This is a genomic window from Methylobacterium indicum (genome assembly GCF_017347565.1).
Classification (GTDB): Bacteria; Pseudomonadota; Alphaproteobacteria; order Rhizobiales; family Beijerinckiaceae; genus Methylobacterium; species Methylobacterium indicum.
This window is the reverse complement of sequence record NZ_AP024145.1, coordinates 3,409,714-3,424,079: the sequence shown is the minus strand read 5'-3', so window position 1 is coordinate 3,424,079 and position 14,366 is coordinate 3,409,714. Positions and strand designations below refer to the sequence as shown.

Annotated in this window: 15 protein-coding genes; 7 read left to right on the top strand and 8 right to left on the bottom strand. The window is 72.5% G+C overall.

The window, feature by feature from the left end:
• Positions 1-10 precede the first annotated feature (10 nt).
• Together miv_RS16045 and miv_RS16040 are read right to left on the bottom strand one after the other, a co-directional pair.
• Complete coding sequence (locus tag miv_RS16045; protein ID WP_207177795.1) at positions 11-1,108, bottom strand: glycosyltransferase family 4 protein; 1,098 nt, start codon at positions 1,106-1,108, stop codon at positions 11-13.
• Entirely contained in the window at positions 1,105-2,007 is a 903-nt protein-coding gene (locus miv_RS16040; protein WP_420865473.1) for a UDP-2,3-diacylglucosamine diphosphatase, read from the bottom strand. The genes miv_RS16045 and miv_RS16040 overlap by 4 nt, the downstream gene beginning before the upstream one ends.
• Positions 2,008-2,255: 248 nt before the next feature.
• Between miv_RS16040 and miv_RS16035 the strand changes: the two genes are divergently transcribed.
• The 5 genes from miv_RS16035 to miv_RS16015 all read left to right on the top strand — a co-directional run bounded on the left by miv_RS16035 (position 2,256) and on the right by miv_RS16015 (position 6,900).
• On the top strand, positions 2,256-3,239 hold the full coding sequence (locus tag miv_RS16035) for a DMT family transporter (RefSeq protein WP_048428903.1): 984 nt from the start codon (positions 2,256-2,258) through the stop codon (positions 3,237-3,239).
• A gap of 165 nt (positions 3,240-3,404) precedes the next feature.
• The gene (gene thiE / locus miv_RS16030) at positions 3,405-4,118 is read left to right on the top strand and encodes a thiamine phosphate synthase (RefSeq protein WP_207177794.1); all 714 of its coding nucleotides are present in this window, start codon (positions 3,405-3,407) and stop codon (positions 4,116-4,118) included.
• A 58-nt stretch (positions 4,119-4,176) separates the two neighbouring features.
• Positions 4,177-4,977 (top strand): bifunctional hydroxymethylpyrimidine kinase/phosphomethylpyrimidine kinase, encoded by an 801-nt coding sequence (gene thiD / locus miv_RS16025; RefSeq protein ID WP_207177793.1) that lies wholly within the window; start codon positions 4,177-4,179, stop codon positions 4,975-4,977.
• Between the two features lie 135 nt (positions 4,978-5,112).
• Positions 5,113-5,733, top strand: coding sequence for a helix-turn-helix domain-containing protein (locus miv_RS16020; RefSeq protein WP_048428900.1), 621 nt, complete (start codon positions 5,113-5,115; stop codon positions 5,731-5,733).
• A 309-nt stretch (positions 5,734-6,042) separates the two neighbouring features.
• Positions 6,043-6,900 carry a phosphatase PAP2 family protein gene (locus tag miv_RS16015; protein WP_207177792.1) on the top strand — a complete coding sequence of 286 codons (858 nt, stop codon included), beginning with the start codon at positions 6,043-6,045 and terminating at the stop codon, positions 6,898-6,900.
• Positions 6,901-6,916: 16 nt separating this feature from the next.
• Here the strand turns inward: miv_RS16015 and miv_RS16010 are convergent, their stop codons facing one another.
• The 5 genes from miv_RS16010 to miv_RS15990 form a co-directional block, all read right to left on the bottom strand.
• Complete coding sequence (locus tag miv_RS16010; protein ID WP_207177791.1) at positions 6,917-7,534, bottom strand: ABC-type transport auxiliary lipoprotein family protein; 618 nt, start codon at positions 7,532-7,534, stop codon at positions 6,917-6,919.
• A gap of 122 nt (positions 7,535-7,656) precedes the next feature.
• Entirely contained in the window at positions 7,657-8,736 is a 1,080-nt protein-coding gene (locus miv_RS16005; RefSeq protein WP_048428896.1) for an MlaD family protein, read from the bottom strand.
• Positions 8,737-8,870: 134 nt separating this feature from the next.
• Positions 8,871-9,641 carry an ABC transporter ATP-binding protein gene (locus miv_RS16000; RefSeq protein WP_425312985.1) on the bottom strand — a complete coding sequence of 257 codons (771 nt, stop codon included), beginning with the start codon at positions 9,639-9,641 and terminating at the stop codon, positions 8,871-8,873.
• A gap of 102 nt (positions 9,642-9,743) precedes the next feature.
• Positions 9,744-10,889: an MlaE family ABC transporter permease gene (locus tag miv_RS15995; protein ID WP_244496455.1), complete on the bottom strand. Its 1,146-nt coding sequence runs from the start codon at positions 10,887-10,889 to the stop codon at positions 9,744-9,746.
• A gap of 91 nt (positions 10,890-10,980) precedes the next feature.
• Positions 10,981-12,156: an MFS transporter gene (locus tag miv_RS15990; protein WP_058620430.1), complete on the bottom strand. Its 1,176-nt coding sequence runs from the start codon at positions 12,154-12,156 to the stop codon at positions 10,981-10,983.
• Between the two features lie 152 nt (positions 12,157-12,308).
• Here miv_RS15990 and miv_RS15985 point away from each other — a divergent pair, with 152 nt between their 5' ends.
• Both miv_RS15985 and miv_RS15980 read left to right on the top strand, forming a co-directional pair.
• The gene (locus tag miv_RS15985) at positions 12,309-13,178 is read left to right on the top strand and encodes a hypothetical protein (protein WP_048431506.1); all 870 of its coding nucleotides are present in this window, start codon (positions 12,309-12,311) and stop codon (positions 13,176-13,178) included.
• A gap of 113 nt (positions 13,179-13,291) precedes the next feature.
• Positions 13,292-13,732 (top strand): DUF1489 family protein, encoded by a 441-nt coding sequence (locus miv_RS15980; RefSeq protein WP_048431507.1) that lies wholly within the window; start codon positions 13,292-13,294, stop codon positions 13,730-13,732.
• Positions 13,733-13,782: 50 nt separating this feature from the next.
• Here miv_RS15980 and miv_RS15975 read toward each other — a convergent pair whose 3' ends face one another.
• Positions 13,783-14,283 carry a hypothetical protein gene (locus miv_RS15975; RefSeq protein WP_207177790.1) on the bottom strand — a complete coding sequence of 167 codons (501 nt, stop codon included), beginning with the start codon at positions 14,281-14,283 and terminating at the stop codon, positions 13,783-13,785.
• Positions 14,284-14,366 lie beyond the last annotated feature (83 nt).

Sequence of the window (14,366 nt, the reverse complement as noted above, 5' to 3'; positions counted from 1 at the left end):
CGGGAGCCGGTCAGCCCTCGCCCACCCGCCGCAGCGGCGCCTCGCGGGGAAGCGGCAGCCCGATGCGCCGGCGCCGCTGGATCGTCGCGCCCTCGGCATGGGCGGCCTCGATGTTGCCGTAGAACTGGTCGGCGCTCGCCGCCCAGGTGTAGCGCAGGGCTTCCGCCCGGCAGGCCTCGCGGGGGATCGCCAGAGCCGCCCGGGCCGCCGCGCCGAGATCGTGGTCCAGGACCCCGACGCTCGTGCCGCCGATCACGTCGAGGGGGCCGGTGACCGGATAGGCGGCGACGGGCAGGCCGCTCGCCAGCGCCTCCAGCAGCACGATGCCGAAAGTGTCGGTCAGGCTCGGGAAGACGAAGACGTCGCTCGCCGCATAGACCTGGGCCAGGGCCTCGCCGGTGAGCGTGCCGAGGAAGCGGGCCTCGGGAGCGAGGCCGGCGAGCCGCGCCCGGTCGGGCCCGTCGCCGACGACGAGCTTGGTGCCGGGCAGATCGAGGCGCAGGAACGCCTCGACGTTCTTCTCGACCGCGAGGCGCCCGACGAACAGGAAGAACGGGCGGGGGAGACCGGCGAGCGCGTCCGGGACCGCCGCGCCGTCGCGGGGGCGAAACAGGTCGGTGTCGACGCCGCGGGTCCAGCGCATCAGGCGGCTGAAGCCGCGCCCCGCGAGATCGCGCTCGAGCGAGGGCGTGCTCACCATCGTGCCGCTCGACGCGCCGTGGAAGCGGCGCAGCCAAGCGTAGCTCCAGCGTTCCGGCACCGGCAGGCGGGCGGCGAGGTATTCGGGGAAGCGGGTGTGGTAGCTCGTGGTGAAGGGCCGCCCCTGGGCCAGGCAGACCCGGCGGGTCGCGAGCCCGATCGGCCCCTCGGTGGCGATGTGGACGTGAGTCGGGGCGAGGGCCGGGAAGCGGGCGGCGACGCCCCGGGCGGTGACGAGCGAGAGCCGGATCTCGGAGTAGCCCGGCAGCGGCACGCTGGCGAAGTCGAGGGGCGTCAGCATCACCGGGTCGTGGCCGCGGCGGCGGCCGGCCGCGACCATGTGTTCGAGGGAACGGACGACGCCGTTGACCTGGGGGTGCCAGGCGTCGGTCGCGACGAGGAGCCTCACGCGACGGCCCGGGTGCCGATGGACGGGTGCTCCGGCAGGGTGCGGGCGGCAGGTGCCAGGTCCTCGACCGGGACGACCGGGCGGCTGCGGGAGGTCAGCGGCACCGGCGCCTCGGCGCTGGCCCGCTTCCACTCGGCGAAGCGGATCACCTCCATGGTGCCGTCGTAATGCTCGACGACCGCCGTGCAGGATTCCACCCAGTCGCCGGTATTGAGGTAGTGCATGTCGCCGACCATGCGGCTCGCCGCGTGGTGGATGTGGCCGCAGATCACCCCGTTCGCGTCGGCCCGGCGGGCCTCGGCGATCAAGAACTCCTCGAACCGGCCGATGAAGTTGACGGCGTTCTTCACCTTCAGCTTGGCCCAGGCCGAGAGCGACCAATAGGTCAGGCCGAGGCGCCGGCGCACCCAGTTGAGGTGGGTGTTGACGAAGAGCGCGGCCGTGTAGGCGCCGTCGCCCAGCAGGGCCAGCCAGCGGGCGTGGCGCACCACGAGGTCGAACTGGTCGCCGTGGATCACGAGGTAGCGCTTGCCGTCCGCCGCCTCGTGCAACACCTGATCCTGGATCTCGATGCCGCCGAAATGCATGTCGAGGAAGTCGCGCAGGAACTCGTCGTGGTTGCCCGGCACGTAGACGAGCCGGGACCCTTTCCGCACCTTCCGCAACAGCTTCTGCACCACGTCGTTGTGCGATTGCGGCCAGTACCAGCCGGAGCGCAGCTTCCACCCATCGACGATGTCGCCGACGAGGTAGATCTCGTCGGCATCCACTTCCCGCAGGAAGTCGAGCAGAAGCTCGGCCTGACATCCCTTCGTTCCGAGGTGGAGGTCAGAGAGGAACAGGGTTCGCACGCGAAGCGCGTCGGCGTCCTCGGCCACGTGCACTCTCCTTGGCGGCATCTCGCGCCAGCCAAACCCCATTCGCGTATCACTTTGATGACGCGCGGGCGGATCGCCGATCCTTGGCCGGGGAGGCAGGCGCAGATTCGTTTGCGGAGATTTAAGGACGACCATGCGGATCGCGCAGATCAGCCGCTCGGGGAGGCCTCTACCTCGGCCGTGCCGATTCGTGGTTCTGACAGGACGCCCCGCCGCGGCTCTCGCGGCCGCGCCTCTTCCCCCCGCGACCTCAGAAAAGCGCCCCGCCCATGGCAGCCCCCCTCGTCGTCCCCGGCCAGTCGGTCACCGGAGCTGGCGCGTCGGCACGCGGGGCCGCCCGGCCCTATCTCGGCATCGGGCTGAAGGTCCTCTCGGCGCTCGCCTTCACGCTGATGTCGGCCGGCGTGAAGACCCTGGCGGACCGGTTCCCGACCGGCGAGATCGTGTTCTTCCGCTCCTTCATCGCCATCGCGCCGCTGCTGGTCTGGCTGCGCTGGCAGGGCGGCGTGATCGAGGCGGTGCGCACGCAGAACCTCAAGGGGCACATGCTGCGCAGCATCATCGGCGCCTGCGGCATGTTCGCGGGCTTCGCCGGCCTGTCCTTCCTGCCGCTCTCCGACGCGGTGGCGATCGGCTACGCCTCGCCGCTCCTCGTCGTGGTGCTCGCGGCCATCGTGCTGCGCGAGCGGGTCCAGGCCTATCGCTGGGCCGGCGTCAGCGTCGGTTTCCTCGGCGTCCTGATCACGCTCGCGCCGCATCTCGAATTCGGCGGCGCGGGCGGCGGCGGCACGACGGGCGCGCTGTTCGCCATCCTGGCGGCGGCCTGCTCGGCGGCGGCCACGATCCAGGTGCGCAAGCTCACCGGCACCGAGCGCACGGGCGCCATCGTCCTCTACTTCTTCCTGTTCACCTCGCTGCTGGGTCTCTCCACCCTCGTCCTCGGCTGGAAGATGCCGGGCTGGACCGATCTCGCGCTGTTCGTCGTCGTCGGCGTGCTCGGCGGCATCGGCCAGATCCTGCTCACCGAGAGCTACCGGCACGGCGACGCCTCGCTGGTCGCGCCCTTCGAGTACACGACCATGCTGTGGTCGGTGCTGATCGGCTGGTTCGTGTTCGGCCAACTCCCCACCGCCTCGATCGCGCTCGGCGGCGGCATCGTGGCGGCGGCCGGCGTGTTCGTGGTCTGGCGCGAGCGGCGCCTGGTGGTCGAGCGGGCGCGCGAGGCCGCGGCGGGCGGGGCCCGGGCGGGGTAGAATCCCCCTCGACGGCGCGGGCGACGGCTTCGCGCATCTTTGGCGCCCGTTGACGCCCGCGCTCGGGCGCCCTTACTCCGGGGGACGATCGTCAGGCCCCCGGGCCCAGCAGGGAATGCCCGTCATGTCCGCACGCCGCCTCACGCCCCGCGCGGGAGCCCGCCCGTGAGCGCCGGCCCGGCGACACGTCCGGCCGGCATCGTGCCGGTGGACCTGCGGCTCTACGGCCTCCTCGATGTCGGGGTGTGCGGCGGCGATGCCGAGCACCTCGCCCGGATGGCGGCCGAGGCGGCCGCCGGGGGCTGCACGCTGCTGCAATACCGCGAAAAGACCATCGCCAATGCCCGCGAGACGGTGGAGCGGCTGCGCCGGATCCATGCGGCGCTCGAGGGCACCGGCGTGCCGCTCCTCGTCAACGACCGGGTCGACCTGGCGCTCGCCGCGGGTGCCGAGGGCGTGCATCTCGGCCAGGAGGACATGCATCCGGCCGACGCCAAGCGGCTCCTGCCGCGCGGCGCGATCGTCGGGCTCACCGTCAAGAACGCCGCCCAGGCGGACGAGCTCTACCGGCTGCCGGTCGACTATGCCTGCATCGGCGGCGTCTTCGCCACCACCAGCAAGACCAACCCGGATCCTCCGGTCGGGCTCGACGGGCTCAACCGCATCGTCTTCCGGGCACGCCTCGCCCGCGGCGGCAACCTGCCGGTGGGCGCCATCGCGGGAATCGACCGCGGCAACGCCGCCGCGACGATCGGGGCGGGGGCGGACGGGATCGCGCTGATCTCGGCCCTGTTCGGCACCGGCCAGGACGTCGAGGCGCGGGCCCGCGACCTGCGCGGCGTCATCGATGCGGCGCTGGCCGCGAGGGGCTCCGCATGATCGAGACCTGCATGATCGAGACCTGCACGATCGAGACCTGCACGGTCGGAGACCGGACATGATCTCCGTCACGATCGCGGGCTCGGATTCCGGCGGCGGCGCCGGCATCCAGGCCGATCTCAAGACCTTTTCCGCCCTCGGCGTCTACGGCGCCAGCGTGATCACGGCGCTCACCGCCCAGAACACCCGCGGCGTCCAGGCGATCCACGACGTCGAGCCCGAATTCGTAGCGCGCCAGATCGAGAGCGTGTTCACCGACCTCGACGTCAAGGCGCTGAAGATCGGCATGCTCTCGCGCAGCCCGACCATCGCCGCGGTGGCCGAGGGGCTGGCCCGCCACGCCGCCGGCCTGCCCGTGGTGCTCGACCCCGTGATGGTGGCGACGAGCGGCGACCGGCTGCTCGCCGACGACGCCGTGGCGGCGTTGCGGGCCAAGCTCGTGCCCCACGCCGCGGTGCTGACCCCGAACCTGCCGGAAGCCGCCGTGCTCCTGGGGGAGGGGATCGCGGACTCGGAGGCCGCGATGCTCGACCAGGGGCGGCGCCTCCTGGCGCTCGGGCCCCGGGCGGTGCTGATGAAGGGCGGCCACGGCACCGGCGCCGAGAGCGTCGACCTGCTGGTCGGCCCGGGCGAGGCGGTGCTGCGCCTCGCCGGCCCCCGGATCGAGACCCGCAACACCCACGGGACCGGCTGCACCCTGTCGGCGGCGCTCGCCGCCGGGCTCGCCCGCGGCCTGCCCCTGCCGGAGGCCGCCCGCGCCGCCAAGGCCTACCTGAGTGCCGCGCTCGCGGCCTCCGGGCAGCTGCGGATCGGCCACGGCAACGGCCCCGTCCATCATTTCCATGCATGGTGGAACTGACGCCCGACCACCAAGAAACGCCCCGCGCGGCCCGATGAACCCTTGCGCGCTCCCGGCGATTGCGTTTGATGGAGCGTACGGGCGTTCGGTATGCGGAACGACCGGCGGTGATCCAGCGGGGTTCGAGGGCGGGCGATGGGCGTCGAGCGGGGGCGGGAGCGCACCAGGGACCTTGTGAGCGGGGCGCAGGTCTTGTCGGGGCAGCTCGGCAAGACCATCCAGCGGCTGCGCAAGGCCTACAACCTGTCGCTGTCGGAACTGGCCGAGCAGTCCGGCGTCGCCAAGTCGATCATCAGCCAGATCGAGCGCAACGAGACCAACCCGACGCTGGCGACGATCTGGCGCCTGAGCCAGGCCCTCGACGTCTCGATCGAGCGGGTGCTCGCCACCGGCGACGAGGAGCCCTTCATCGAGAAGTCGTCCCGGGCCGACACGCCGATCCTCGTCTCCGACGACGGCCGGATGCGGCTCGCGATCGTCGGCTGGATCAAGACCGTCGAATGGCTGCAATGGTACGACCTCTCGGCCGATCCGGGCGGCGTGCTCGATTCGGACGCTCACCAGCGCGGCTCGGTCGAGTCCCTGTCGGTGACCGAGGGCGAGTTCGAGGTCGACGTGGCCGGCGCGGTGCAGCGGGCCCGGGCCGGCGAGACCCTGCGCTACCGCTGCGACCGGCCCCACACCGTGCGCTGCGTCAGCGAGACGACCGGGCGCGCCATGATGGTGGTCATCATGAAGGCGGCGGTGATGGAATGACCGCGCGAACCTTCGGTTGATCTCACAAGCAAAAATACACGGAACCTTATCGGATCGGATGGGAGACCTGCGTGATGCAGGGAAACCTCCATGCCGCCCGTCCTCGCCGCCCCCCACATCGCTCCGCCGACGAGCGACCCATCGATTCTCGACGCGAGGTCGGAGCCTCGCCCGGCGCTTCGGGGCCCGATTGACGACCTTGAGACCCGTCCGGTCGCGAGGCGATCGGGCGCTGTTCTCGGTGGGCCCGCCCTAGTCTGCTGGAGCGTTGTCGCAGCGGCGGGCGGCCTCCTCCTCGCCGCGGTGTCGGTGGGCGGCTTCCGGATCGCCGACCACGTCCTGGCCAGCGCGCTGGTTCAGCTTGCCGCCCTCGGGGCCTGCGGTGCTGCCCTGCGCACCCGCGGCTGGGAGCGGCTCGGCTCGGGTGCCGAGGTTGCGTCGCAACTCCTGCTCGCCGGGCTGCTCGCGCCTCTGTTGAGCGTGGTCGCCGCTGGTACGAACCTTCCGTATCGCGATCAAGACCTGCTCGACCTCGACATGGCGCTCTTCAGTTTTGACTGGGCGCACGTGATCGCGGCGGCTCGGAGCTGGCCGCTCCTCCTGGAGGTCCTGAGCCACGTCTATGCCAGCCTGCTGCTGCAACTCGCGATCCTGGTCGCGGTGCTGCTCATCATCGGATGCGTGGCCCGGGCCCAAGCCTTCTGCCTCGCCTGGGTCCTGACGCTCGCCGCCACCGTCGCGGTCTTCCCGCTCATGCCGGCCCTCGGGGGTTACCTGCATTTCGGCGTCGCACAGGCCGACACCCACGTGCTGGTCACCGCGGCCTGGCACCACGTCGAGATCCTGGCACCCGCCCGAGCAGGCACGCTCTCGGCCCTCACCGGCGACACGCTGGGCGGCATCGTCACCTTCCCGAGCTTCCACGCCGCCGCCGCGGCGCTGCTCGCCTGGGGCTTCTGGGGCGTGCCGGTGCTGCGCTGGCCGGCGCTGGCGATCAATCTCGCGATGGTCGCCGCGACGCCCGTGATCGGCGGCCACTACCTCGTGGACGTCCTAGCCGGCCTCGTCATCGCCGGTCTCGCCCTCTGCGTCGCCACCCGTCTGGCGCGGGTGGCGCCGCCTTCCTCGGCTAGACGAGATCCGGAAGCCCTCGCGCCGACGTCATGACCCTCCGGACTTCCTGTCAGGACGCCGTGCCGACCCACCGCACGATGTCGGCGAGCACGGTCGACAGGGCCCGGTCGAGCCCGTTGGCCGCGACGCCGGCATTGACCTCGGCGACGGGTACGCGGGCCTGGAAGATCCGGGCGGCCACCACCTTGCCGGTAGCGTCGGCGACGAGCTTGGCCGATATGTCGACCACCGCCTCGCGCGAGCCCGCCGCGATGTCGAAGGAGCGGATCTCCGTCACCAGGATCGTGTCGGCCACGACCTTGTCGCCGGGCCGGCTCACCGAGCGCAGGCGCCCGGTATTCTCCAGGCTCTGGACCAGGCGGGCCTGCATCAGCCGGGGCAGGCGATCGGCCCATTGGCCGCCGCCGAGGAACGACAGCGAGCCGCCGGCCTCGCGCACGATGATGCGGTCGGCCTCGAAGGGCTGGAGCCCGACCGGCTCGGCCACCACGATCGAGCGGCGGGCCGCGCCGCTGCGGGCCGCGCCCGGAAGGGCGGTGAGGTCGAAGGTCGTCGGCACCGCGCCGCTGCCGCAGGCGCCGACGGCGAGGGCCAGGAGGGCGGCGAGGACCGGGCCGGACCGGCGGGCGCCCGGGGCGCGGACCGTGGTGATCACCGAAGGGCTCATGGGGGACGACGAACCGAGGGCGGACGGGGCCGGAACCGGCCCGGAAGCTTGACCGAACATGCTCCAACAACGCGCGGGCGCGCGCGTGGGTGCTATGCCGGCGGTGCTGCACGGCGACATGATCAGCGACCGTTGTATTCCGGCAACGTCGGCTTGCCGCCGAAGATCACCTGGGACGGGTCGCGCTCGATCTTGCGCACGGCGCTGTTGAGGGTGTTGAGGGTGCGCTGGCCGTCGGTCGAGAGGGTCTGCACCTCGCGCCGCCCGGCGCCGCTGAGTCGGCTGACGCTCTGGGTCAGGGTGGCGGTGCGCTTGTCGAGGTTCTCCGACATGGTGCGGAAGGCACGGCCGGCATCGCGGATCGAGATCGCGGCCTCGCGCACCTCGGCGAAGGTGCTCTTGCCGGCGTCGCCGGAGGCGGAGCCGAGGAAGCCCTCGGCGCCCTTCAGCACCGCGTCGAGCCGGTCGGCGGAGGCGTTGAGCTTGCCGGCAAGCGAGCGGGCATCGTGCACGCCGGCCTGCACGTCCGGCGAGGCGGCGGCCAAAGCGGTCGAGAACCGGTCGACGTTGTCGATCAGGCTCGCGAGCTTGCGCCCGTCCACCGCCTTGGTCAGGGCGTCGAGGGCCGGCGCGCTGTCGCCCAGCGTCTTCGAGAACCGCTCGACATTGGCCAGCGTGCGGTTGATCGCACCCTCGTTGCCCGCGACCACCCGGTCGAGGCGCTGGAGCATGTCGTCGGCGCGCTGCGCGATGGTGCGGGCCGCCGCCATCAGGTCCTGGATGTCCGAGGCGTCGGCGTAGATCGTCGGGACCGGATCGTCCTTGGTCGGGGCGAGCTGCGGCGCGTCGGCGCTGCCGCCGACGAGGGCGATCGACGCGACGCCGGTCAGCATCGTCATGTCGAGGCGCGCGCGCGTGTCGACGCGCAGGGGCGTGCCGCGATTGACCTCGACGATCGCCGTCACCCGGCGCGGGTCCTGCGGCAAGAGCCGCACGTCCGTCGCCTCGCCGACCCGGATGCCGTTGAAGGTGACCACCGCCCCCTTGGCGAGCCCTCCGACGCCGCCCGAGAACACGATGCGCACCGGCATCCGGGCCTGGTTCGACGAGGAGCCGCGCAGCCAGAACGCGAAGGCGAAGCCGAGGGCGATCACCGCCAGCGTGAAGGCGCCGATCAGGACGTTGTTGGCGCGGGTTTCCATGCCTTAACGGTTTCCATGCGCGTGCGGGGCGGGGAGGCGGGGCGGCAGGGGAGAGCCGGATCGGGATCTCGCGGCACGGGCCATTCCGCCGAGCTTAAGGGGGGCCGTCGGGGCGACGGGTGCGGGAGCGCACATCAGGCGACGCCCTCCACCGCGCCGCGGGATGACGGCACCACGATCGAGCGCGAGCGCTTGCCGTGAAAGTAGGAGCGCAGCCAGGGATGGTCGGAGGCGAGCATCGCGTCGATCGGCCCCTCCGCGATGATCTGGCCGTCGCCGAGCGCCGCGATGCGGTCGCAGGCGGTGTAGAGGCTGTCGAGGTCGTGGGTCACCATGAACACGGTGAGCCCGAGCGTGCGCTGGAGCGTCGCCACCAGCTCGTCGAACTCGCCGGCGCCGATCGGGTCGAGGCCGGAGGTCGGCTCGTCGAGGAAGAGCACCTCGGGGTCGAGGGCGAGCGCCCGGGCCAGCGCCGCGCGCTTGATCATACCGCCCGAGAGCTCGGAGGGCAGCTTGTCGGCGGCGTCGGGCTTCAGGCCCACCATCTCGATCTTGAGCCGGGCGAACTCGTCGAGCAGGCGCTCGGAGAGCCTCAGGTGCTCGCGCATCGGCACCTGGATGTTCTGCTTGACGGTGAGCGCCGAGAACAGGGCGCCCTGCTGGAAGAGCACGCCCCAGCGCCGCTCGATCACCCGGCGCTGGGCCAGGGTCAGGCGGTCGACGTCCTCGCCGAAGACCTCGATCGTGCCCGAGCGCTTCGGCACCAGGCCGAGCAGGGTGCGGGTCAGCACCGACTTGCCCTGGCCGGAGGGCCCGACGAAGCCGAGGATCTCGCCCCGGCGGATGTCGAGGTTGAGCCCCTTGAGCACGGTGCGCTCGCCGAACGCGACCACGAGGTCGCGCACGCGGATGATCGGCTCCTGCGCGCCGGGCAGGCGGTCGGGCAGGCGGCCGGGAATGGCCGACGGGGCAAGGGAGGGAGGGTGCAAGGGAAGGGCTCGCCTCGCTCAGAAATCGATGGCCGCGAAGAACACCGCGAAGAGTCCATCGAGGACGATGACCATGAAGATAGACTTGACGACTGAGGCGGTGACGTGGCGGCCGAGCGATTCGGCCGAGCCCTCGACCAGGAAACCCTCAACCGAGGCGATGATGCCGATGATCAGGGCCATGAACGGCGCCTTGATCAGGCCGATCAGGACGTGGCGCAGGCCGATCGCGTTCTGGAGCCGGAACGCGAAGGCCTCGAGGGAGAGCCCGCCATAGAGCCAGGAGGTGAGCGCGCCGCCGGCGAGCGCCGCGAGATCGGCCAGGAAGGCGAGCAGCGGCAGGGCCAGCATCAGGGCGATGATCCGCGGGACGATCAGGATCTCGATCGGGTCGAGACCCATGACCCGCAGGGCGTCGACCTCCTCGCGCATCCGCATCGAGCCGATCTCCGCCGTGAAGGCCGAGCCGGAGCGCCCCGCCACCATGATCGAGGTGAGGAGCACCCCGAGCTCGCGCAGCGCCAGGATGCCGATCATGTTGACGACGTAGCTCTGGGCGCCGAAGCGCTGGAGCTGGATGATGCCCTGCTGGGTGACGATGCAGCCGACCAGGAAGGCGATCAGCATGATGATCGGCGCGCCGCGCAGCGCGATCTGCTCGATCTGGTTGACGAGTGCCGGCCCGCGGAAGCTGCGCGGGCGGGCGAGCACCCGCAGGCAGCCCGCCACCACCTCGCCCAGGAAGGCGAGGCCGGCGAGCCCCTGGTGGCCGAGGCTGCGCACGCCGGAGCCCAGGTTCGCCACCGGATCGAGGGGGTGGAAGCGTCGGGCGCGCGCGGCCGGTGCGGCTTCCCGGTAGGCGACCTCGCGCAAGAGGATCAGGTGCTCGGGCGAGGCCCCCGCATAGGCGGTGCCGGCGGGCAGCGCCGCCCGGGTGCGCTCGAGGACCCAGGCGCCCAGGGTGTCGAGGCGCGACAGGCTCGACAGGTCGATGACCAGGGGCGCGCCGCCGGCGCCCGCCAGCATCGCGGCGGCGGCGCCCTCGACGGCGGGCGCCTGGTCGGCGGTCCAGCGGCCGGTGAGGCGCGCGGCGAGACCGTCGCGGACGCGTTCGACCGCGGCGTGGGCCGGATCGGCCCCCCGCGTGATCGGTTCGGTCGGCACGGGCCGGCCTCCCTCGTTCGCCACAGATCCCCTCGGGCCGGTCCTATACCCCGTCATGCTAACAATTCGCAAACCATCGGGTCGACGGGTGTCATTGCCTGGCGCTGCGGGCCGCCCGCGCCGCCGCGAGGGTGAAGGCGAGGCCGAGGCCCGCCACCGGCAGCATCAGCCCGAAGGCGAGGGACCCGCCGCCGGCCCGGTAGGCCGCGCCGCTCGCCAGGGTGGCGGAGGCCGAGGCGAGGGCGGCGCAGGCCGCGTAGGTGCCTTGCGCGGCGCCGCGGCCGCCCTCGGGGGCGAGGCGCGACAGGGCCGCCATGACGCCGAGCTGCGTCGCCCCGAAGGTGAGGGCGTGCAGGGCCTGGAGCGGCAGGACCAGGGTCGGCAGGCCGGCGGCGGCGAGAAGCCCGCCCCAGCGCAGGAGCGCGGCGACGGCCCCGAGGCCGAGCAGGCGGAACGGCGCGTCGCGCAAGTACGGGATGCGCCCGGCCACCGCAAAGAAGCCGACCTCGGCGACGACGCCGACGCCCCAGGCGATCCCGGTCTCGGCCGGCGACAGGCCGAGACCGACCCAGTGGATCGAGCCGAAGGCATAGACGGCGGCGTGGCTCGCCTGGATCGCCGCCCCGGCCGCGATGGCGAGCCACAGGGCGGCGGGCAGGCGTACCCGACCGGAGGCGCGGCGGGCCGGTGCGGCCGCGCTCTCCCGGCGCAGCAGCAGGGCCGCGCCGCAGGCCGAGGCGAGTTCGAGCCCGGCGAGAAAGTTCGGGATGCCGCCGGTGCCGACGACGCCGAGGAGCCACCCGCCGAGCAGCGTCGCGGCCAGGAAGCCGAGGGAACCGCCGAGCCGGATCCGGGCATAGTCGAGATCCGGCCTGCGGCGCACCGCGGCGAGACTCTGGTAATCGAGGCAGGGCACGAGCGACGCGCCGGCGACGGCATTCACGACGATCACCCCCGCGAGCAGCGGCCAGGACAGGGAGGCCGCCGGGGGCATCAGGGCCCAAGTCGCGGCAAGGCCGAGGCTGCCGGCGACCATCAGCGTGCGGGGCGCAACACCCCGGTCGATCAGGCCCACGAGCGGCGCGGTCGCGACGATCCGGACCAGGATCGGCAGGGCGACGAGCGCCCCGATCAGTTCGGGCCCGAGGCCGAGCCCGGCGAGCCAGAGCGGCAGGAACGGCATCGCCACGCCGATCCCGGCGAAGACCGCCGCATAGAGGAGGGCGAGGCGCAGGCCGTCGCGGGAGGAGGGCGGAGGAACCGTCACGAGAACCTTGGGGGCGAGACCGAATCAGCCGCCCCGGGGCGGGCCTGGCGTAAGCCGCCGTTAACGCCGGGATGTCAAGCCTTAACGACGACACGCCTGATCGGGCGACGCCGCGCCGGCCGATCCGGTGGGCGATTGACAGGGCAGGTGAGATGGCCGGGACCCCTTCGCTCCCCATGCCGCGGGAGGAGTACGACGTCATCGAGGGCGCGATGCTGGAGACCGCGCGGGGACGCTGGTTCCTCGGCGAGTTCGCCCGGCGCAACCGCCACGCCGATACCGACGTGCTGCTCCAGGCGATCGGCCGGATCGAGACCGTCGTCACGGCCGAGCGCGGCCCGCCCGGGATGGAGCGCCTGCGCTTCGACCTGATCGAGATGGCGAAGGCGATCAGCCGCACCAAGTCCGAGATCGCGGCGATCCACACGCCCGAACAGGACCAGAGCCAGCTCGGCGCCGCCTCGGAGGCCCTCGACGGCATCGTGCGGACCACCGAGCGCGCGACCTCCGACATCCTTCAGGCCGCCGAGGAGGTCCAGGAGGTCGCCTGGACCCTGCGCGAGACCGGCGCCGAGAGCAGCGTCTGCGACCGCCTCGATCACAACGCGACCCAGATCTACACCGCCTGCTCGTTCCAGGACCTGACGGCCCAGCGCACCAGCCGCATCGTCAACACCCTGCGCTACCTCGAGCAGCGCCTGACCGCGATGATCGAGATCTGGGCCAGCGAGGACGATCCCCCGGCGCAGGCCGGGCAGCGCGCCGAGATGCCGGGAACCGCCCTCGACCAGGACGACGTCGACGAGATCGTCGCGACGGGCCGGGGGAGGGGGGATGACGGCGACAGGCCCGAGGCTGCGCCGCGGCTGCGTCTCGTCGAGACCGCTCTGGCCGACGACGACATCGCCTTCGTGCCGGTGCGCGAGGAGGCGCCGCCGATCGACGACGCGGTCACCCTCGAGGACGCCTTCGCGGAGATCGACGACCTCGCGGTCAACGAGAAGCTCGCCCGCTTCACCTGAGCGGCCCTGCGTCGCTGCGTGAGTGCTTCGCCCTCGCGGCGAGGCCTCTGCCCTCGCGGCGCCATGATCGCCGCACAGGGACCGCGCAGCCCACAGCCTCGAACCCGGTCCCGATGTCCCTGAACCTCCTCAAGCTCTGCGTCGGCTGCGAGTCCATCGCCGATCTCGAGGAGTGGATCGCCGCGCGCCGGGCCGAGGCCGTGCGCCAGGGCCGCCCGCCCGAGCAGGCCCATATCACCCGGATGGTCCCGAAGCGCGGCGACGAGATCGTCGGCGCGGGTTCGCTCTACTGGGTGATTCGCGGCCTGATCGCCTGCCGCCAGCCCGTCCTGGCGATCCGCCCCTTCGTCGATGGTGAGGGCGTCGGCCGCTGCCGTCTCGTCCTCGATCCGGCCGTGACGCCGGTCGAGCCGCGGCCCTGCCGGCCGTTCCAGGGCTGGCGCTACCTCACCCCCGCCGATGCCCCGCGCGACATCTCCCGCCACGCGGCCGGCGACCTCGCGGCGATGCCCGAGGCGATGCGGCGGGAATTGGCGTCGCTCGGGCTGCTCTGAGGGAACGGGCGGCCGGCGACCGGCCGCGCCCGGAAACCCGCCCTCCGGTCTCAGCCCTGGCGACCGCCGACCCCCGCCTCCAAGGTCCGCAGGATCCAGGTGTCGCGCGGCAGCTTCGCCTTGGCGGCAGTCGCGTCGATCTGGTCGGACAGGGCGGTCGGGACCGGCACCGTCACGAGGATCTGCGTCGCGTCCTGGGACGGATCGTAGGCGAGCGTCGTGACCTGCGCGGCGAAGCTGCGCAGGGCCGATCGCTTCTGGGGTAGCGTCAGGCTGCCGTCGCGGTCGATCACAGGGCAGTAGGACGCCACCGCGTGGTCGATAATCGCTCCATTCGACAGGCCCTCGGCCCTCAGGCGCGTCACCGCATCGCCCAGGGCGCGATTCGAGCCTGCGGCGGCGCCCGGCTTCATGATCGCCTCGAACAGGGGCCCGTCCGGCGCGGCCTTGCCGCCGGCCGGACAATCGAGGCCGGCGGCGAGGGCCGGGCCGGCCCCGAGCAGCAGGAGCCCCGCGAGGGCGAGAGCGGGGAGGCGGGACGCGACGGGCATGACATTTCCTCGGCTCGGTGGGACCGATCGGGGCCGGGCCATCCCAGCGGCGAGGGTGGATCGGCCGGGATCCGCGATCGGCT

Coding starts and splice junctions, on each gene's coding strand:
- miv_RS16040 (WP_420865473.1), bottom strand. CDS start 2,007: ATGCCGCCAAGGAGAGTGCACGTGGCCGAGGACGCCGACGCGCTTCGC.
- miv_RS16035 (WP_048428903.1), top strand. CDS start 2,256: ATGGCAGCCCCCCTCGTCGTCCCCGGCCAGTCGGTCACCGGAGCTGGC.
- thiD (WP_207177793.1), top strand. CDS start 4,177: ATGATCTCCGTCACGATCGCGGGCTCGGATTCCGGCGGCGGCGCCGGC.
- miv_RS16020 (WP_048428900.1), top strand. CDS start 5,113: ATGGGCGTCGAGCGGGGGCGGGAGCGCACCAGGGACCTTGTGAGCGGG.
- miv_RS16010 (WP_207177791.1), bottom strand. CDS start 7,534: ATGAGCCCTTCGGTGATCACCACGGTCCGCGCCCCGGGCGCCCGCCGG.
- miv_RS16005 (WP_048428896.1), bottom strand. CDS start 8,736: ATGGAAACCCGCGCCAACAACGTCCTGATCGGCGCCTTCACGCTGGCG.
- miv_RS15985 (WP_048431506.1), top strand. CDS start 12,309: ATGGCCGGGACCCCTTCGCTCCCCATGCCGCGGGAGGAGTACGACGTC.
- miv_RS15980 (WP_048431507.1), top strand. CDS start 13,292: ATGTCCCTGAACCTCCTCAAGCTCTGCGTCGGCTGCGAGTCCATCGCC.
- miv_RS15975 (WP_207177790.1), bottom strand. CDS start 14,283: ATGCCCGTCGCGTCCCGCCTCCCCGCTCTCGCCCTCGCGGGGCTCCTG.